The following is a 17,670-nucleotide window of genomic DNA, read 5'->3' on the forward strand; positions in this document are numbered from 1 at the left end:
CAGATAGGCAATAATGGGCGTATGAAGATTCTTGTTGCCGATGATGAGCAAGCCGTTCGTGAATCCCTGCGGCGTTCCCTTCGCTTCAACGGGTATGATGTACTGCTTGCTTCCGACGGCGAGGAGGCGCTCGATGTCATCCGTGACGAACAGCCCGATCTGACGATTCTGGACGTGATGATGCCGAAGATCGATGGGCTCGACGTGTGCCGCACATTGCGCTCCTCGGGATACGACCGTCCTGTGTTGATGCTGACAGCGCGAGATGGAGTCGCGGACCGTGTAGCGGGCTTGGATGCCGGCGCTGATGACTATCTGCCGAAGCCTTTCGCGCTTGAGGAGCTGTTGGCACGCGTACGCTCGCTGCTGCGCCGCGCTCAGGCAGACGCCATCCAGTCGCAGTCTGCTCCGAAAACAAAGTACGAGTTTGAGGACTTGTCTGTAGAGACCGATACCCGCGACGTCTTCCGCGGCGACCGCGCTATTTCCTTGACCCGTACCGAGTTCGCGCTCCTTCTCGTTTTGATTGAGAACCCGCGCAAGGTGCTGTCGCGCCAGCAGATTCTTGAAGAGGTGTGGGGATACGACTTCCCGACGTCCGGCAACGCCTTGGAGGTCTACATCGGGTACCTCCGTAAGAAAACTGAGGCGGGCGGGGAGCCTCGCCTGATCCATACGGTCCGTGGGGTTGGCTACGTGCTTCGGGAGACTGCACTGTGATTTTGCGCCAGTCGGCGGATCACTTTGAGCGCACTACGGGCATGTCCCTTGAGGGGGTGGATCGCCAAGTGTCGGCAGCCGAGCAGGATCAGGAACCCCCGCGTCCGAACCTGCCGACGATCCTGTTCGATACCTATATTCGTGGTGCGTACCTCGGGTCGGAGATGACGCTTCGCCAGCAGCTTGCGGTGCTGACAGGCGTGCTCGTGGCCCTTACGATTTTGGTCACGGCATCGGTGAGCTACTGGGCGTCGTCGACGTCGATTATCGGCATGATGGACAACGATCTGCGCACGCAGGGCGCGATGCTCGCGTACGACTCGCAGGAAATGTCCAGCGATGAGGAGCTGGCGGCTGAGGTCGAGACTTTTCGACGCCGCAACCCTCACATCCTCGCCACGGCTTCACGCGCGGAGTCGAACCGGTTCGTGGGAGATGAAATTCCCGTGGGTGGGGACTTTGCTCGAATGAACTACGGAGCGGACGTCTCCGCACGCACCCTGCACGGTAACCGTGTGCTGGTTACAAGGCTGGATGATGGAACAGTCGTGGCCCTGTCGAAGGCGGTCGACCCGACGCGTCAGCTGCAGCGCAGTATTGCCGCGGCGCTGTTGGTGCTGCTCAGCTTGGGCTGGATAGTGTCGACGCTGGTGGCGTTCCTGGTTTCGAGTTCCGGTATGCGCCCGCTGCGTAAATTGCACCTTGCGCTGAAGGAAGTGACCAGGACGAAGGAGCTGAAGCCGCTTCCGGTGCAGGGCCATGATGAGATGGCGCGTATTACGAACGCGTTTAATGACATGATGGCTTCGCTGCAGGATTCGCGCACCAGGCAGGCACAGCTTGTTGCCGACGCCGGCCACGAGCTGAAAACGCCGCTGACCTCCATGCGTACCAATATTGAGCTGCTCATGATGATGTACTCCGCTGATCGGCAGGATCAGATTAGTGCGGAGGACCGCGCCGATCTTGAGCGGGATGTGCTGGCGCAGATGACAGAAATGTCGACGCTGATCGGAGACCTGGTGGATCTCGCGCGGGAGGATTCCTCGAACGTTGAGTTTGAGGAGATCCGCCTGGATGTGATCCTGGAGGAGGCTGTGCGGCGTGTTGAGCGTCGTCGGCCTGACGTTACGTTCCAGTTCAACGCTGACCCGTGGCTGATTATGGGTGATCGGTTCGCGATGGGCCGCGCTCCGCTAAACCTGATCGACAACGCGGCCAAGTGGTCGCCAGAAGGCGGAACGGTAAGGATTTCGTTGAAGGCAGCGAAGAAGTACGCAGTGTTGGTTGTCGACGATTCCGGCCCGGGCATTGCTCCGGAGGAGCGTGAGCGGGTTTTTGAACGCTTCTACCGTTCGGCGGAGTCGCGTTCGATGCCTGGTTCGGGCTTGGGGCTTGCAATCGTCAAGCAGGTGATGGACCGGCATGGTGCCCGGATCTTCGTGGAGGAGTCGGATGACCACGGGGCGCGCTTCCGTGTGGTCTTCCCGGGGAAGGCTCCGGATGCTGATGAGGATTTTTATCTGGAAGAAGAAGGCATCGAAATTCCGCGATTGCCGAACAAATCCCAGCTCAGCTAACACAGTGAACATTCAGGAAACATTGCGAGAGAACGAGTTTACTTTTTAGTGCTACCACAGTGGCGTCGTGCATACTACTGCACATGACGAACCCGTATTCACCACAATCAAATACGCCACAACAAAACCCGTACGAGACCTCCTATCCACAGGAGGCCTTCCCGGAAACCGCATTCGTGCAGTCTGCACCGCAGCAAAAGCAGCGGCGTGGGCTGGGGGCGGCTACAGTGGCGTGCTCCGTAGTGCTTTCGCTGTTGGCCGGCGCCGGCGCCGGGTACGCAGTCGTCGCTGCGAACGATAACGGCGAACAGCAGCACTACAACGCACTTGAGAACCCGAGCCTCGCATCGCCAGAGACTGCGCCTGATGGCTCCGTTGAGCAGGTTGCGGCCGCAGTGCTGCCTTCGGTTGTATCCATCACTGTGGCGACGCCGAATGGTATCGCGGAAGGGTCGGGGTCGATTATTTCCTCCGACGGCTACATTTTGACGAACCACCACGTGATCGGCGCTGCGGCGACCGAACGGTCCGAGATTCAGGTGGTGTTCAACGACGGCTCGAAGCACTCGGCTACGTTTGTAGCGTCGGACGTCAACACTGATATTGGCGTGCTGAAGGTTGATGGCGTCGAAAATCTCCCTGTGCTTGACTTCGGCAACTCGGACGAGCTGAAGGTTGGCCAGCAGGTTGTCGCAGTTGGTTCTCCACTTGGGCTCTCGGCGACTGTAACCAGTGGCATCATCTCGGCGAAGAACCGCCCGGTGCGTGCGGCCCAGGGCGGTGGGGAGAGCTCGTTGATGGACGGGCTGCAGACAGACGCTGCGATTAACCCCGGTAACTCGGGTGGCCCGCTCGTGGATATGCAGGGGCACCTGATCGGGATGAACTCGGCTATTGCTTCGCTCTCGGCGGGCGGCTTTGGTGGCGAGCAGTCGTCGGGCTCGATTGGTCTCGGGTTCGCGATTCCGTCGAATTTTGCCAAGCGTGTCGCGCAGCAGCTCATTGAAACCGGCAAGGCGTCGCAGCCGATGTTGGGCGTCCGCGTTTCGATTCGCGGCACTCGTATCGACGGCGCCGTGGTCGCCGGAGTTGAGCCTGGTAGTCCAGCAGAAAAGGCCGGTATCCGAGAAGGTGATGTGATTACCAAACTGGACGGTCGGCTGATTGATTCAGCGGATGCGTTGATTGCGGCGACGCGGTCGAAGGACTTCGGGCAGGTCGTTCAGCTTGAAGTCTTGGGGGAGGGAGAAGAAGCTCCTCATTCCGTAGATGTAACCCTGAGCAACGGGTAAGTTTTGAAGCAAACAATGAAAATGAAACTGTGCGATTTCGCAACGACACGACAGGAGACCTGGCATGCCAACGACAGAAGTATTGCTTGACACGGTTGGGGAGCCCGACGAAGCATCGCTGAAGGCCGCAGAGCTCGCCGAGCAGACTCCGACGCCTCCTGCGGCCATCGCGGTGCTGGTGGGAGACCGCCGATACAGCTCAGAAGGGGATACCACGGGTGACATGCTCGTCGAGTTGCTCAGCGAGTTCGGGTTTACCGTTGACGCGGTGGTGCACGTCAATTCGAGCGAGGCGGAGATCCGCAAAGCGATCGAAACCGGTGTCGTTGGTGGGGTTGACCTGGTGCTGACCGTCGGTGGCACTGGCGTCGGGCCACGTGATACGGCTCCAGAGGCGACGAAGGCTGTGATCGACAAGAACGTGCCGGGCGTAGCGCAGGCGGTTCGTTCGTCGGGCCAGGCGTGTGGAGCGGTGGATGCCTGCACGTCGCGCGGTGTGTGTGGCGTCTCTGGTTCGACCGTGGTGGTCAACCTTGCTGCAAGCCGCCAAGCGATACGCGACGGCGTATCGACGATCGCACCACTAGTCCAGCACCTGATCGGCGAGCTGAATACCTACTCCGTACAGTCGTAATCAGGAACGATGGCGAGCATGAAAAAGCCGCGCCACCAGCGGAGGCGCGTGGAGCGACGGTCGGAAGCAGAGTACGACCGTAGTCCTGAACGCACGCAACTATTTGGTGACGCGGCTTCTGGGCGGACGGGCTATGATGCCGGGCGCAGCGTCGATATCGACGGCGACGGCGAGCCAGAACTCACAGGCAAAGCCTTTTATGAGTACGAGCGACCACCCCATTACGGAGAATAGCAGTACTACTGCTGCGCGGGCTTCTCGGAGAGCAGGTCGCGGATTTCGGTGAGCAGCTCGGTCTCGGTCGGAGCCGGGGCGTCTGGCTGGATGCCGCGCTTATGCTTCTGCATCTCGTCGAGCTTGTTCATCGGAGCGACGATCACGAAGTAGACGACTGCCGCGATCAGCAGGAAGTTAATCGCTGCAGTGATCAGCGCGCCGAAGTCGAGGAAAGTTGCGTCGTTGCCGGAAATGATGTGGAAGCCAAGGCCGGAGTAATCAGCGCCACCGACGGAAGCGATCAGCGGGTTGATGATGTTGTCGGAGAAAGCGGTAACAACTGCGGTGAACGCAGCACCAATAACAACACCGACTGCGAGGTCAATAACGTTGCCGCGCAGAATAAAGTTCTTAAAGCCCTCAAGCATTAGGGTCTCCTTTGTAAGGTTTGGATTTGGACCTAAAAACTATAGGCAACAAACTATCGTGTGGTCAATACAACTGTTAACGGGTCCGTCAGTGATGCGGCCGCAACGTTGGCTGCATCGACACTGCGCAGCAGTACCAGGATTGACCCCTCCTCGTTCGTCGTGACCACCCTTCCGCCACGCGCAATAACTCGCGGGCCTGGCGCGACCACGTCTACGCCGGCGCCGTGATGCAGCATCGGGATGAGTTCCGGTTCCGCGAGCGTGACCGGAACCATGGTGAAGTCGTGCGGGTCGTCATCGCTTTCGATCAGCGAAGCTTTAAGGTCCGGTCCGACAAGACGGGTGTTGGTAACTACTTCGTTCGCGGATGCACCAGCCGCGAGGACCTGTCCGACGGCGAGGTCTGTACTGCCCAAGGCGTTCGCGGGAACAACAGAGGGCGGCAGCCTGCGAAGCTCCACGTCCGCCGTGGTGAGCACTGTGCCGGCCTCAACGTCGCGGGCGAAGACAACAGCGGGTGGGTCGGCGGAGCGGGCGTCGAAAAGTATGCTTGCGCCTGCTACCAGCAGCAACACTACTGCGATCGTGCGGCGCACTGTGACGGTGCGGTGGTAACCGGGCATGCGGAGGTCGCGAAGGAATGAGGCGGGCTTCATGCGTCTTTAGACGCGGGTGTGGCCCGGAAGGTTCCTTAGAGTGGGAAAAATCCGCGGTCTGTCACGATTGCATCGACGGGCACATCGTGAGGTTGCGCTGGCAGCGTGTCGACGACCTCTTCGTCAAACACCACCGCAACAATAGGGATGCGGTGGTCGCGGACCTGCTCAAGCGCCCGGTCGTAATAGCCGGCGCCCTTACCCAAACGTTGCCCGCGGCGGTCCACAGCGAGCGCCGGGATCACCAGCGCAGCGCAACCTTTGAGCACCTCGCTTGAGAACCGGGAACCGACTGGCTCCGCGATGCCAAGCGCGCCCGGCTGCTGTTCTTCGGTGCACGCGGCCCATTGCAACACACCGCCAGGAAGCGAAATTGGCAGCCACACCGTTCTTGCGTGTTGGGCGAGCTGCAGCGGGTAGTCAGCTGCAGCGGGTTCCGTGCGCAACGGGTGGTAGGCGCTGATTTCACTGCCCACGGCGCCGAAGTGATCGAGAGCCTTGAGCGTGTGCTGGAGGATGCTGGCGTCGCGTTGACGCTTTTCGTCGGGTTTGCTGGCGAGGTGGCGTCGAAAAGTAGTGTGTGCTTCGCGGATAGTTTGCTTGGTGTGCAAGTGGGGGAGCCTCCTCACGAGTCGGAAACGATAGTCGGGCCATACAGAGGTAAAGTAGATCTTTATGCGGAAGTCTAATGAAGAAACCTCCCAGCAGCCTGCGTCGCGTGGCGTGAAGACCGTCGTGGTGCCGGCAGCTGGCATGGGTACACGGTTTTTGCCAGCTACGAAGACTGTTCCTAAGGAACTCCTGCCCGTGGTGGATACACCCGGTATCGAGCTGATTGCCGAGGAAGCGGCAGAGCTCGGCGCTCGCCGATTGGTGATCGTGACAGCTCCGGCAAAAGAAGAAATCATGCGCCACTTCGGCGAGTTCGAACTGCTGCGCGAGACCCTCGCGGCGCGCGGGAAAGACGACCAAGTGAAGAAGGTCGCCCGCGCCGCGGACCTTATTAATGCAGTCGCCGTGACGCAGGAGAAGCCGTTGGGCCTTGGCCACGCGGTGAGCTGCGCGGAATCTGCCCTCGACGAAAACGAGGACGTTGTCGCCGTCATGCTGCCAGATGACCTTGTGCTTCCCACCGGCGTGATGGAGAAAATGGTGCGCACCCGCGAGAAGCTCGGCGGCTCCGTGCTGTGTGCGTTCAACGTGACGCCGGAGGAAGTCTTTAACTACGGCGTGTTTGATGTCGAAGACGTCGACGAGACTATTGAGGGCGTCGAGGTCAAGCGCGTGAAGGGCATGGTGGAAAAGCCAGCCGTGGAAGACGCGCCGTCGACGCTCGTGGCCACCGGACGCTACCTGCTTGACCGGGCAATTTTTGATGCGCTGCGTCGCATCACGCCGGGCAAGGGCGGGGAGCTGCAACTGACCGATGCGATCGAGCTGATGATCCAGGAAGGTCATCCAGTGCACATCGTGGTGCACCACGGCAAGCGCCACGATTTGGGCAACCCGGGCGGCTACATTCCCGCTAATGTGGACTTTGGTTTGCACGACCCGAAGTACGGACCTGCACTGTACACGGCACTCAAGCAGATCATGAACGACTTTGAGGCCGAACACCCCGAACTCACGGGTGATGAACAACGCTAACGAAGGCGTAGAAAGAGGCGTGGCTGATGCGCGGTGTTGATGAGCAGCTTGCCATAATTGGCGACGCAATCCGGACCCCCGAGCCGATCCGAGTGGGGATCGACGACGCGCTGGGGCTGATGTGCGCCGAGGAAGTCGTAGCGACACGCGCGCTGCCCGGCTTTTCGCAAGCAGCCATCGACGGCTACGCCGTCCGCGCGGTCGACGTCGGAGGATCCGCAGGCCTGCGGGTGAAGCCGCGCCAGGCGGAAGAAGACGGCGAGCCGGAGCGCGATTCGCGCCCACGCACCAACGCCGATCGTGCTCTACCCGTGGTGGGGGAGGTTCCCGCCGGTTCCCAGAAGCCGTTGCGCCTGCAGCCACGCCAAGCGGTGCGGGTTGCAACAGGTGCCCCGCTTCCCACACTTGCCGACGCCGTGTTGCCACTGGAATGGAGCGACCGGGGCACCAAGCGGGTTACGCCGCAACGCCCAGTTGCAAGTGGCGAGTTCGTACGCAAGCCGGGGGCTGATATCCAGCCAGGCGACATCGCAGTGCGCCCCCGCACGGTCCTCGGACCTGCACAAATTGGGCTGCTAGCCGCTGCTGGGCGCACAAAAGTACTGGTGTATCCCCGGCCGAGGGTCACCGTGCTGAGTTTCGGCATGGAACTCGTTGACATCGAACGAGAGCCAGGCTTGGGCCAAGTTATCGACGTCGCCTCCTACGTCGTTTCCGCTGCCGCCGAAGAAGCGGGTGCAGATGTACACCGTGCCGGCATCATGAACGCTGAACCGCGGAAAATGCGGGAAATCCTGGCTGGCTACATTGGGCGCAGCGAGATGATAGTGATCACCGGCGCGGTTGGTGGTTCAGGCGCGCAGACACTCCAAGAAGTGCTGCATGACCTCGGGGAAATCGACACCACTCGAGTGGCCATGCACCCCGGGTCCGTCCAGGGTTTCGGCACGCTGGGTGAGGAACATGTGCCGGTCTTCCTGCTGCCGTCCAATCCGACGGCCGCGCTCGTGATCGCCGAAACCATCGTGCGACCGGCAATCCGCCAAGCGCTGGGCAAGCAGTCTTGGCAGCGCCCGGTGGTTCGCGCACGCTCGATGCGGGCAATTACCTCGCAGCCGGGGCGGCGTGGTTACATCCGTGCACGCCTCATGCGAGACACGGAGACCGGCGACTACTTAGTCGAAGGCCTCGGCGGTGCCGGTGGCGAAACCTCCCACCTCTTCGCAGGCTTCGCGGAAGCCAACGCCATGATTCGCCTGCCGGAGTCCACCGCGGAGATCCGCCCAGGCGACGTGGTGGACGTCGAATTCCTCCAGCAGCGGGGATAGACGTTGGGCCTGCTGCGAAGGATTGAAACTTGGCTGCACGGACCCACACCTGGTTGGCCCGAACGCACCCCGTTCGTCAGACTTCCGAGTGGAGAAACCGTCACGCTGCGGCCCCTGCGCTTGCAGGATGGCGGGGAATGGTGCCGTACCCGCCTGCTCGACCAGCAGTGGTTGCAGCCGGTAGAACCAACGATCCATTCCACATGGGAAGCTGCTCACACCAAGAGCGCTTGGGCGGGGCAGTGGACGATGCTCAAAGAAATGGCTGCAGATGGCACCGTCGTACCGATGGTGATAGAGGTCGACGGCCACTTTGCCGGCCAACTGACCCTCGGCGGTATTCAGCGCGGAACCGTCGACGAGTGCTGGATCGGCTACTGGGTGCACAGCCCGTATCAAGGGCGCGGCGTCGCCACGGCCGCGTGCGCCTTGGGCGTTGACCACACCTTTGCGCGGGTGGGCCTGCACCGCGTGACTGCGACGTACCTTCCAGACAACCCGGCCAGCGGCCACGTCCTGCAGACCGTGGGTTTCCGCGAAGAAGGATTCATGCGGGGAAACATTCATATCGACGGCCGTTGGCGCGACCACTACTTCGTCGCAATGACCGAAGATGACTACCCGACCACGGCCGTAGACAGGCTGCGGCGTTCCGGCCGAATTCGATGACGCGGCCCCGGCGTGGCTCGGGCCGGAAGAGCGGATTGCTCGCTACCGTTAAAGGTCAGTTTCGAGGGTAGTTTTAGGAAGGTGGCTTCGCTGTATGGGTAGCCCGAGCTTGATCATTATCTTGATGATCGTCGTGTGGGTCATCGTGCTGGCACCACTCGTATTTGGCAACAACAAACCAATTCGCCGCTCCGGCGAAGGGTACGACGAGACGAGGGTCCTGCACACCGGTGGTACGGAACCCATGGAGGTTCGTCGCCGCCCACGCGTGACCGCTGCGGACGTGCACCTGCACGACGAAGACACTGCGGACGTGGAACTCGTCGAAGCCGTCGAACACGAGCCAGCTGCCAGCGAAGTGCTCATCGATGACAGTGCGGTCATCCGAAACTTCTTCTCGAAGAACCAGGAAGACGCTGGCTCCGAAGAAGATACCGACTCAAACGTTATTGAGGGAGAGGTCATCGAAGCGGAGCCAGTCGAGGATGCGGCAGTTGAAGCAGAGTCCGCTGAGGCTGAGACTGAGTCCGCCGATGAAGTGGATGAGGCTTCAGACGATTCTTCAGACGACGCCGATGCGGTAGCACTCGAGACTGCGGAGGATCCGGAGGCCTCGGTAGCAGAAGCCGAAAGCATCCCCGACTCGTACTACTCCGCAGCTGACTTCGGATACGACACTGGCGTGACGGCAGAGATGGACGCCGAAGAGCTCACTGCCGAGGAAACCGAGGACGAGCAGGACGCTCCAGATGAAGAGGTCGCAGTCACCGACGAAGATCTCGCGTTTGCAGAGGCCCGCCGCGGCCGTGGCGGCTGGGACCCAGACCGTGCACGCCGGGCACGCGAAGACCGCTTTATGCGCCGTCAGCGCACCTTCCTGGGCCTCATCATCGCCTGCGTGGTCACGTTTGTGATCGCGTTCGTCGCAGGCGGCTGGACATGGATCCTGCCTGCGGCCTCCGTCGCCCTGACCACCTGGTTCATGGTTGTGCTGCGCAGCGTCGTCCGTCAGGAGCGTGCGCTGCATCGCCGCCGCATGCGCCAGCTGCGCCGCGCGCGCCTCGGCGTCGCCACTGCAGATTCGACGCACCCCAGGCAGGAGTGGCCGCGTCGATACGGAGAATCCGTAGCCCTCGACCTTGACGACGCCCACCCCGACTTCACCGACCTCCCCGAAGCATCCTCCGCAATCTTCGAGGACCACACGGATTCCCCCCACTACCCATACGGCGAGGACGACAACCGCGCCCCACGGGCGAGCTAAATCGCCTGGGTACCCGGACGATTTAGCATCAGCGGAGAAGAGGAGTAACGTTTTCTCCAGCGAGGGGCTATAGCTCAGTTGGTAGAGCGTCGCGTTCGCAATGCGAAGGTCAGGGGTTCGATTCCCCTTAGCTCCACAGTTCCGTAAAACCCCAGGTCGTTGGTGGCCTGGGGTTTTGTTGTGTTTGTGCTGGCTCCAAATTCCGGGTTTTCGGCAAGCGGGCTGGCAAAAGCCCAGGTCGCATGATTGGGCTAGTGGATTGCGGTGCCCAGCCAACGTTCAGGAACGCTTAGAACAGAGCAACCAACGTCGCTAGAGTGCTACAGGAGTGCTACACGCAAGACAGCCGAAGAAAAGGAGAACCTCGTGGCTACAGAACGGATCCGCCGAGCAGTACTGGTGGTTGCGCTGCTGAACTTGGCGTACTTCTTCGTTGAGTTTGTGGCGGCTGTCTCGATTGGGTCGGCGTCGTTGTTTGCGGACTCGGCGGACTTCCTGGAGGATACAGCGATTAACCTCCTGGTTTTCTTCGCGGTCGCTTGGCCGGCATCGCGGCGTCGTACGGCGGGCAGTGTGTTGGCGGCGTTGATTCTGATTCCGGCGGTCGCGGCGGTGGTGACCGTTGTTGCGAAGGTGCTGGACCCGGAGCCGCCATCGCCGGAGGGCCTTACGGGGGTCGCGGTTGGTGCGCTCGTGGTGAATGTCGTGTGCGCGGTGATTCTGCTGAGGCTGCGGGACCAGGGGTCGTCGTTGGCGACGGGGGCGTGGCTGGCGGCGCGCAACGACGCACTGGCGAACCTGCTCATCATTGCGGCCGGGTTGCTGACGTTCGTGTGGTCCACTGCCTGGTTCGACATCATCGTTGGCGCCATCATCGCAGCGGTGAACTTCTCAGCTGCGAAGGAAGTCTGGGAGGCGTCCCGCGAGGAGTACGACTCGGTGGAGGAAGCCTTCGCAGAGATGGATGAGGACTAGCTCCACACCCCGGAGGCTCCTCGCCGGTGCGTGCCGACCAAGTTCGTGTCGATGATGCCGGTGGATTCCATGAGCGCGTACATCGTGACGGGGCCGACGAAGGTGAAGCCGCGCTTCTTCAGATCGCGCGCGAGGCGGCGTGACTCCTCAGACTGCGTTGGAACCTCCTCCATTGTGCGGGGTGCAGGTGTGGTTTCTGGCTGGTAGGACCAGATAAAGGTTGCAAGATCCGTGCCGGATTCCCGCAACTCGCGGGTGGCGGACGCGTTGGTGAGCACCGCCTGGAGTTTGCGCCGGTTGCGGATCAGGGAGGCGTCGTCAAGAAGATGTTCGATTGAGTCCATCCGTGCGAGGGCGTCGGGGTCGAATCCGTAGAAGGCTTCGCGTAGGGCGTCGCGCTTTTGCAGAATGAGCTTCCACGACAATCCGACTTGGAACCCCTCGAGGCAGAGGCGCTCGAACATTCCGGCCTCGTCGCGGATGGGCATGCCCCATTCGGTGTCGTAGTAGTGGCGTAGGAGCGGATCGTGTGCGGCCCAGGGTGGGCGGCTGAGTCCGTCGTCGCCGGTGATTGGGAATTGTTGCTTCGTTTCTTTATCCATACGTAGTTTGACGTTTTTCTGTCTAGTTCGGTTCCTTGAGTACTCTAGTGTGCATGAACAGGCCAGCAGTTCGAGATTTTGCGCTCTTAGTCATCCGCGCGGTGCTCGGGATCGTGTTTGTTGCGCGTGGGTACCAGCGCTGGTTTGAGCTGGGAATGCGGCGCACTGCGGAGGACTTTGCGGCGATTGGGGTGCCTCAGCCGACGCTGTCGGCGTACCTGGCGGGATTCGTTGAGCTGGTTGGGGGTGCGTTCCTCGTCATTGGTCTGCTGACTACGATCGTCGCGTCGGTACTTGCATTATTGGCGGTGGCGGCAACCTACTTCGTGCATTTGAGCAACGGTTTCTTCATTGCCGATGGCGGTATTGAGTACACGATGGTGCTCGCCGCGGCGTTGTTCGTGGTCATCGTGTTTGGGCCGGGGCGCGCAAGCTTGGACGGGGTGCTCACACGTGATTAGCCATGACGAGATTCAGGCCTGCCTGTCCGCGCGGCTCGACGGGGAGCAACCATCGCTTGACGACGCCATCGTGGACGCCCACCTGGCGCAGTGCGAGGAGTGCGCCGCGTTTTGGGAGCAGGCGCTTTCCTTGTCGCAGACGGTGCGCTTTGCAGAGGTTGACGGCAATGTGGCTCCTCCGAGCGACCTCGCTGACGCGATCCTCGCCGGGGTCAACGACCCGTGGCACGCGATGATGCAGCGCCGACAAGTCAACGTGATGATTGGCAGGGCCGCGCTGTGTGCGATCGCGGTGTGCTGGATTGTGTGGGCCATCGTTGGGGTCGTCGGTGTGGGCGAGGCGTTGGCGCAGACTCCCGAGGTCGCCGCAGCCACGCTGATGGGGGTTGCGGTCCGCTTCGGCGTGGGCCTGTCGTTGGGGCTCGCGTCCTGGAAGCCTGCCCAGATCCCCGGCATCGTGTTGATCGTGGGGACGATGTTCACGTTTACCCTGGGGTTTGCGGTGCTTGATGCTGTGCAGCGTATCGGAGCAGTGGCACCGATGACGGTCATCGCTCCGGGAATCGCGTTGTTGGCGCTCGCCTGGACGTGGATCGCGGACAAAGGCGTGGCCATGCGCCGCGCGTGGCACTTGCTCAACGCAGACCCGACCGGCCTCTAGCGAACTATTTCCAGCTCGGGAACCACATGAGGGACTCGTAGTAGCCGTCGGTGACTCGAAGGCCGTACAGGATCGGACCCCAGTAGACGAAGCTTGCCGCCACAACGGCGAGGTAGACAATCACGATGATTTGGCCGGTGCGAATCGGGGCGCCGGTCAGCTTCACCAGCCACTTAGGTTCCCGTAGCGTGCCCTTCTTCGCGATGTTTCCGAGCGCCAGCGCGAGCAGCACTGCGGTAAACGGAATGAGCGCGGTGGCGTAGAAGAAGTACATCTGGCGGTCGAACGCCGCAAGCCACGGCAGGAAGCCTGCGGCGAAGCCGATGACTGGCACGATGACGCGGAAGTCGCGTCGGGTAATCCAGACCCACGCTGCCCACAGCAACACGGGGATGGTGAGCCACCAGATCGCCGGGGTGCCGAACAGCGAAATCATTTCGCGGCAGGTGTTGCCGTCGCCGCACTCGATGTCGGTGGAGGAGTAGTAGAGGATCGGGCGTGCTGCGACGAGCCACGCCCACGGCTTGGAGTCCCATGGGTGCGAGTGCCCGCTAGAGCTCGTGAGGGAGCCGTGGAACTCAAGCACGGAGAAGTGGTAGTACAGCCATCCAGCAGCGGCATCCGGCAGGTTGGCCAGCCATGGCCAGTCGGATCCTGCGATCGTGCCGTCCGCCAGGGAGTGGCGGTACACAGAAGTCTCAGAGGCGAACCATGCGCGCCACGACCAGATATAGAGGAGTGCGGGCAACAGCACGATCGAGGCGAGTGCAGAGGGCACGTCGCGCACCAGTGCGCCAGCCAGTGGCTTCTCGACGCCATAACGCTTTCGCAGCCACAGATCCCAAAACGCAGACATCAGGCCGTAGAACGCGATGTAATACAACCCCGACCACTTCACACCCAGGGCGAGTCCGAGCAACACACCGGTAGCGAAGCGCCACCAGCGGAACCCGAGGCGCGGCCCGTACGGACCCGAGGACTGCACAGCACCTGATAGCCAGGCGTCGTGCCAACGCTGGTGTACCTGGCGCATGTCACCTGCGAGCGTCCACGCGGCGGCGACGATGAACAGCACCTGGAAGATGTCCAGCATGCCGAATTTGGCTGCGACCAGCAGCACGCCGTCGAAAAGCGCGATGACGCCTGCGATGGCTGCGATCGACGTCGACTGGCTCACGCGTCGGGCGAGCAGGAACGTGAACACGATGACTGCGGTACCAAAGAGCGCTGTCATGATGCGCCAACCCATCGGGGTGTAGCCGAAGACGGTTTCACCAAGCGCGAGGAGCTGTTTGCCCAGCGGCGGGTGCACCACCAGCCCATAGCCGGGGTTGGACTCGATACCGCCCAGCACTGGGTTAAAGGAACTGCGCACCATGTCCCAGCCCTGCGGCACGTAATGCTTCTCATCGAAGACCGGGGTGCCAGAAGACGTCGGCTGCACCAGCCCGAGGAAGCGCGTGAACAGCGCGAGGACCGTCAGTACCGTCAGCGTCACGGTGTCCCTGCGATGCCATGGCACACTGACTGGTGCTCCCGGCTGGGGCCTGCCAGGCTTCATCAACGCGGGCGTTGGCGACGCTTCACTCTGGACGGTATCGATGGGCGCATTGGTATTCACGTGAATGGATACTACTGTGTTCGCCGCATTATCTGTAGCTGCACCTAGTATCTAATGCATGGATAGTGCAGACACTCAAGCGACGTTGCAACACCAGTTTCCAACACGTGGGGTAGTGCTGGCCGCTACGCCGCTCGGCAATATTGATGACGCCTCGCAGCGGCTTCAGCACGCACTCGCGAACGCAGACGTGATTGCGGCGGAGGATACGCGGCGCACCCGCGCGCTAGCGGCAGCCTTGGGGGTGGAACCGCGTGGGAAGATCATCTCGAATTTTGACCACAACGAAGAGCAGCGGCGGGCCGAGTTGCTCGTGGCTGCTCGCAATGGCGTTGTGCTCGTGGTGACGGACGCCGGCATGCCGATTGTGTCCGACCCCGGCCTTTCACTCGTTGCAGCGGCACACGATGCCGGCGTCCCCGTGACTTGCCTGCCTGGTCCCTCTGCTGTCACGACGGCGCTTGCGCTCTCGGGCCTGCATGTAGGGCACTTCATCTTCGATGGCTTTGCTCCACGCAAGGCAGGCGCGCGGGAAGCCTGGCTCAAGGAGCTTGTGCACCAACCGCGCGCCGTGTGCTTCTTCGAATCACCGCACCGACTGGCACAGACGCTTGCCGACGCCGCTTCGGTCCTCGGCCGCGATCGACGTGCAGCGGTGTGCCGCGAACTGACAAAAACGTACGAAGAAGTAAAGCGCGCGACACTTGGTGAACTCGCCGAGTGGGCCAAGGACGGAGTGAGGGGAGAAGTCACCGTTGTCATCGAGGGCGGTGACGCCGCAACAGCGGAGCCCGAAGACCTTGTGGAACTCGTCTTAGAGCTGGTAAGCGGGGGTATGCGGATGAAGGATGCAGTGAAGACTATCGCGAAGCAGCACGGGGTGAAATCGGGCGAATTATATGACCTCGCTCAGGAAGCTCGCAGCGCGGAATAGTCAGACTTTTTGGCTGAAAATGGGCACTACGTGGACGAATTGGATTAGATATAGCAGCCGAATTCAGTTAACCTGCTAAAGCTTTCTTATTTTCTATGGAATTGAGGAGAATTTTTCATGTCTCAGGGAGACCTGACCCAGGATCCGCATGATCCTGATGCAGACACTCGGAGTACTGAACAGATAAATTCCGATGAAACCGAAATTGCCGCACCGTCTGCGACGAGCGAGCTTGCCGAGCTCATCGTTGCAGAGCGGCGCGGGGAGCGTAAAGAATCGGTCGACGCAGAGGAGCAGGTTGAGCTTGCTGCGGAGGACGAAAACGCGAAGATTGACTGGAGCATCGTTGTTCCGCTTCTCGTCGTGGTGGCGGCCGTCGTCGCTTGGGGCCTGTTAGCAACAGATAGTTTCTCGAGCTTTGCTGATACGTCCTTCAGCTGGGTGATTAACAACCTTGGCTGGGCGTTCGTGCTCTTCGGCACGATTTTTGTGTTCTTTGTCTTGGTAATCGCGTTTTCGAACTTCGGTACGATCCGCCTGGGCAAGTCGGACGAACAACCGGAGTTTAGAACGTCGTCATGGATTGCGATGATGTTCGCGGCAGGCATGGGCATTGGTCTGATGTTCTACGGTGCGTCTGAGCCGCTGGCGATGTACCGCGATGGTGTCCCTGGCCACCAGCCACACGAAGTGGGCACTGCGCTCGCGCAGACAATGTTCCACTGGAGCCTGCACCCATGGGCGATTTACGCGATCTTGGGCCTTGCGATCGCGTACTCGACGTTCCGCCTCGGCCGCAAGCAACTGCTCTCTAGCGCCTTCATCCCGCTGATTGGTGAAAAGGGCGTGAACGGTTTCTGGGGCAAGCTCATTGATGGTTTTGCAATTTTTGCAACGATTTTCGGTACCGCATGTTCGCTGGGCTTGGGCGCGATGCAGATTAGCTCGGGCCTGAACGCTTCCGGCTTTGTGGATTCGCCGTCGACGAAGCTGACGGTCGGCATCGTGTCCGTCCTGACTCTTGCATTCCTGCTGTCCGCGATGTCGGGCGTCGGCAAGGGAATCCAGTGGCTGTCGAACTTCAATATGGCGATTGCTGCGTTGCTGGCTATTTTCGTGTTCGTCTTCGGCCCAACCGTCAGCACCCTGAACTTCTTGCCGACGGGCGTCGGCGCATACCTGTCCCAGTTTTTTGAGATGGCTGGCCGTACCGCTGAGAACCAGAACGGTGAAGCAGGAGACTTCCTGTCCGGTTGGACCATCTTCTACTGGGCATGGTGGATCTCCTGGTCACCATTCGTTGGCACCTTCCTGGCACGAATTTCCCGTGGCCGCACGATTCGCGAGTTCTGCCTTGGCGTCATGCTGATTCCAGCAGGCCTGTCCACCGTCTGGTTCGCCATCTTTGGCGGCACCGCGATCAAGTTCGAGCAGGACGGTCGTTCCATTTACGGCGAGGGTACCTCGGAAGAGCAGCTCTTCAACCTGCTGCACCAGCTGCCTGGTGGCTTCTACATTGGTATTTTCGCGGTGATCCTGCTGGGTACGTTCTTCATCACCTCGGCTGACTCGGCTTCGACCGTGATGGCGTCTATGTCGCAGAACGGTAAATCGGATGCGAACCCATGGATCGCAGCTGTCTGGGGCCTTGGCACCGCGTTCGTTGGCCTGACGCTGCTGATCGCTGGCGGCTCTGACGCACTGGGCGCGCTGCAGTCTGTGACGATTGTTGCGGCAACCCCGTTCTTGCTCATCCTGATCTTGCTGATGTTCGCGATTGTGAAGGACGTGTCCAACGACACTATTTACCTGGACAAGAAGGAACAGGATCGCTTCAACCGCCAGTTGGCTATTGAACGCCGTATGCACCGCGACCAGCTCGAGCTTGATAGGAAGAAGGAGCAGGTCAAGCGCATGTTGCGTCCGCGTAACTAAGCTCTGACATCCTGCGGTGAATACCGCTCATGGCCCCGATATGA

19 protein-coding genes and 1 tRNA gene are annotated in these 17,670 nt (G+C 61.0%); 15 read left to right on the plus strand and 5 right to left on the minus strand.

From position 1 onward, the window contains the following. Nucleotides 1-21: 21 nt before the first annotated feature. The 5 genes from KBX14_RS02305 (at nucleotide 22) to KBX14_RS02325 (ending at nucleotide 4,460) form a co-directional block, all read left to right on the plus strand. On the plus strand, nucleotides 22-720 hold the full coding sequence (locus KBX14_RS02305) for a response regulator transcription factor (protein WP_070362825.1): 699 nt from the start codon (nucleotides 22-24) through the stop codon (nucleotides 718-720). Further along, entirely contained in the window at nucleotides 717-2,300 is a 1,584-nt protein-coding gene (locus tag KBX14_RS02310; protein WP_071573787.1) for a HAMP domain-containing sensor histidine kinase, read from the plus strand. The genes KBX14_RS02305 and KBX14_RS02310 overlap by 4 nt, the downstream gene beginning before the upstream one ends. Nucleotides 2,301-2,383: 83 nt before the next feature. Continuing rightward, a complete protein-coding gene (locus KBX14_RS02315; protein ID WP_083329488.1) occupies nucleotides 2,384-3,592 on the plus strand; it encodes a S1C family serine protease in 1,209 nt (402 codons plus the stop codon). 64 nt (nucleotides 3,593-3,656) lie between these two features. Next, nucleotides 3,657-4,226 (plus strand): molybdenum cofactor biosynthesis protein B, encoded by a 570-nt coding sequence (locus KBX14_RS02320; protein ID WP_070976120.1) that lies wholly within the window; start codon nucleotides 3,657-3,659, stop codon nucleotides 4,224-4,226. Nucleotides 4,227-4,274: 48 nt separating this feature from the next. Further along, a complete protein-coding gene (locus tag KBX14_RS02325) occupies nucleotides 4,275-4,460 on the plus strand; it encodes a hypothetical protein (RefSeq protein ID WP_141742264.1) in 186 nt (61 codons plus the stop codon). Between the two features lie 5 nt (nucleotides 4,461-4,465). Here the strand turns inward: KBX14_RS02325 and mscL are convergent, their stop codons facing one another. The 3 genes from mscL to KBX14_RS02340 are packed head-to-tail and all read right to left on the minus strand — an operon-like array spanning nucleotide 4,466 to nucleotide 6,140. Next, nucleotides 4,466-4,870, minus strand: coding sequence for a large-conductance mechanosensitive channel protein MscL (gene mscL / locus KBX14_RS02330; protein WP_070362822.1), 405 nt, complete (start codon nucleotides 4,868-4,870; stop codon nucleotides 4,466-4,468). Between the two features lie 53 nt (nucleotides 4,871-4,923). Continuing rightward, nucleotides 4,924-5,529 (minus strand): SAF domain-containing protein, encoded by a 606-nt coding sequence (locus KBX14_RS02335; RefSeq protein ID WP_070362821.1) that lies wholly within the window; start codon nucleotides 5,527-5,529, stop codon nucleotides 4,924-4,926. Nucleotides 5,530-5,564: 35 nt separating this feature from the next. Then, on the minus strand, nucleotides 5,565-6,140 hold the full coding sequence (locus KBX14_RS02340) for a 5-formyltetrahydrofolate cyclo-ligase (protein ID WP_070976122.1): 576 nt from the start codon (nucleotides 6,138-6,140) through the stop codon (nucleotides 5,565-5,567). A 64-nt stretch (nucleotides 6,141-6,204) separates the two neighbouring features. Here KBX14_RS02340 and KBX14_RS02345 point away from each other — a divergent pair, with 64 nt between their 5' ends. The 6 genes from KBX14_RS02345 to KBX14_RS02370 all read left to right on the plus strand — a co-directional run bounded on the left by KBX14_RS02345 (nucleotide 6,205) and on the right by KBX14_RS02370 (nucleotide 11,412). Continuing rightward, a complete protein-coding gene (locus tag KBX14_RS02345) occupies nucleotides 6,205-7,176 on the plus strand; it encodes a UTP--glucose-1-phosphate uridylyltransferase (RefSeq protein ID WP_070362819.1) in 972 nt (323 codons plus the stop codon). Between the two features lie 26 nt (nucleotides 7,177-7,202). Further along, nucleotides 7,203-8,504, plus strand: a complete 1,302-nt coding sequence (gene glp, locus KBX14_RS02350; protein WP_256041773.1) for a gephyrin-like molybdotransferase Glp — start codon at nucleotides 7,203-7,205, stop codon at nucleotides 8,502-8,504. 3 nt (nucleotides 8,505-8,507) lie between these two features. Next, the gene (locus KBX14_RS02355) at nucleotides 8,508-9,173 is read left to right on the plus strand and encodes a GNAT family protein (RefSeq protein ID WP_336621661.1); all 666 of its coding nucleotides are present in this window, start codon (nucleotides 8,508-8,510) and stop codon (nucleotides 9,171-9,173) included. Nucleotides 9,174-9,267: 94 nt separating this feature from the next. Then, a complete protein-coding gene (gene glpR, locus KBX14_RS02360) occupies nucleotides 9,268-10,437 on the plus strand; it encodes a gephyrin-like molybdotransferase receptor GlpR (protein WP_256041774.1) in 1,170 nt (389 codons plus the stop codon). A 63-nt stretch (nucleotides 10,438-10,500) separates the two neighbouring features. After that, nucleotides 10,501-10,573, plus strand: a tRNA-Ala gene (locus KBX14_RS02365). 230 nt (nucleotides 10,574-10,803) lie between these two features. Next, the gene (locus KBX14_RS02370; protein ID WP_256041775.1) at nucleotides 10,804-11,412 is read left to right on the plus strand and encodes a cation transporter; all 609 of its coding nucleotides are present in this window, start codon (nucleotides 10,804-10,806) and stop codon (nucleotides 11,410-11,412) included. Here KBX14_RS02370 and KBX14_RS02375 read toward each other — a convergent pair. Further along, nucleotides 11,409-12,014, minus strand: coding sequence for a DNA-3-methyladenine glycosylase I (locus KBX14_RS02375; RefSeq protein ID WP_070976131.1), 606 nt, complete (start codon nucleotides 12,012-12,014; stop codon nucleotides 11,409-11,411). The genes KBX14_RS02370 and KBX14_RS02375 overlap by 4 nt on opposite strands. Before the next feature lie 53 nt (nucleotides 12,015-12,067). Between KBX14_RS02375 and KBX14_RS02380 the strand changes: the two genes are divergently transcribed. Both KBX14_RS02380 and KBX14_RS02385 read left to right on the plus strand, forming a co-directional pair. Beyond that, entirely contained in the window at nucleotides 12,068-12,475 is a 408-nt protein-coding gene (locus tag KBX14_RS02380; RefSeq protein WP_070976133.1) for a DoxX family protein, read from the plus strand. Further along, nucleotides 12,468-13,136 carry a zf-HC2 domain-containing protein gene (locus KBX14_RS02385; RefSeq protein ID WP_070479267.1) on the plus strand — a complete coding sequence of 223 codons (669 nt, stop codon included), beginning with the start codon at nucleotides 12,468-12,470 and terminating at the stop codon, nucleotides 13,134-13,136. The genes KBX14_RS02380 and KBX14_RS02385 overlap by 8 nt, the downstream gene beginning before the upstream one ends. Nucleotides 13,137-13,140: 4 nt before the next feature. Here the strand turns inward: KBX14_RS02385 and KBX14_RS02390 are convergent, their stop codons facing one another. After that, the gene (locus KBX14_RS02390; RefSeq protein WP_070479350.1) at nucleotides 13,141-14,697 is read right to left on the minus strand and encodes a dolichyl-phosphate-mannose--protein mannosyltransferase; all 1,557 of its coding nucleotides are present in this window, start codon (nucleotides 14,695-14,697) and stop codon (nucleotides 13,141-13,143) included. A gap of 118 nt (nucleotides 14,698-14,815) precedes the next feature. Between KBX14_RS02390 and rsmI the strand changes: the two genes are divergently transcribed. Together rsmI and KBX14_RS02400 are read left to right on the plus strand one after the other, a co-directional pair. Further along, nucleotides 14,816-15,691, plus strand: coding sequence for a 16S rRNA (cytidine(1402)-2'-O)-methyltransferase (gene rsmI / locus KBX14_RS02395; RefSeq protein ID WP_256041776.1), 876 nt, complete (start codon nucleotides 14,816-14,818; stop codon nucleotides 15,689-15,691). 117 nt (nucleotides 15,692-15,808) lie between these two features. Beyond that, nucleotides 15,809-17,626, plus strand: coding sequence for a BCCT family transporter (locus KBX14_RS02400; RefSeq protein ID WP_256041777.1), 1,818 nt, complete (start codon nucleotides 15,809-15,811; stop codon nucleotides 17,624-17,626). Nucleotides 17,627-17,670 lie beyond the last annotated feature (44 nt).

The organism is Corynebacterium sp. CCUG 61414, from assembly GCF_024453945.1.
GTDB classification, from domain to species: domain Bacteria; phylum Actinomycetota; class Actinomycetes; order Mycobacteriales; family Mycobacteriaceae; genus Corynebacterium; species Corynebacterium pseudogenitalium.

What these genes read in the sequence shown, in the direction of transcription:
- KBX14_RS02305 (WP_070362825.1), top strand. Translation starts at nt 22, where the DNA reads ATGAAGATTCTTGTTGCCGATGATGAGCAAGCCGTTCGTGAATCCCTG.
- KBX14_RS02315 (WP_083329488.1), top strand. Translation starts at nt 2,384, where the DNA reads ATGACGAACCCGTATTCACCACAATCAAATACGCCACAACAAAACCCG.
- KBX14_RS02320 (WP_070976120.1), top strand. Translation starts at nt 3,657, where the DNA reads ATGCCAACGACAGAAGTATTGCTTGACACGGTTGGGGAGCCCGACGAA.
- mscL (WP_070362822.1), bottom strand. Translation starts at nt 4,870, where the DNA reads ATGCTTGAGGGCTTTAAGAACTTTATTCTGCGCGGCAACGTTATTGAC.
- KBX14_RS02335 (WP_070362821.1), bottom strand. Translation starts at nt 5,529, where the DNA reads ATGAAGCCCGCCTCATTCCTTCGCGACCTCCGCATGCCCGGTTACCAC.
- KBX14_RS02345 (WP_070362819.1), top strand. Translation starts at nt 6,205, where the DNA reads ATGCGGAAGTCTAATGAAGAAACCTCCCAGCAGCCTGCGTCGCGTGGC.
- glp (WP_256041773.1), top strand. Translation starts at nt 7,203, where the DNA reads ATGCGCGGTGTTGATGAGCAGCTTGCCATAATTGGCGACGCAATCCGG.
- glpR (WP_256041774.1), top strand. Translation starts at nt 9,268, where the DNA reads ATGGGTAGCCCGAGCTTGATCATTATCTTGATGATCGTCGTGTGGGTC.
- KBX14_RS02375 (WP_070976131.1), bottom strand. Translation starts at nt 12,014, where the DNA reads ATGGATAAAGAAACGAAGCAACAATTCCCAATCACCGGCGACGACGGA.
- KBX14_RS02380 (WP_070976133.1), top strand. Translation starts at nt 12,068, where the DNA reads ATGAACAGGCCAGCAGTTCGAGATTTTGCGCTCTTAGTCATCCGCGCG.
- KBX14_RS02390 (WP_070479350.1), bottom strand. Translation starts at nt 14,697, where the DNA reads ATGAAGCCTGGCAGGCCCCAGCCGGGAGCACCAGTCAGTGTGCCATGG.
- rsmI (WP_256041776.1), top strand. Translation starts at nt 14,816, where the DNA reads ATGGATAGTGCAGACACTCAAGCGACGTTGCAACACCAGTTTCCAACA.
- KBX14_RS02400 (WP_256041777.1), top strand. Translation starts at nt 15,809, where the DNA reads ATGTCTCAGGGAGACCTGACCCAGGATCCGCATGATCCTGATGCAGAC.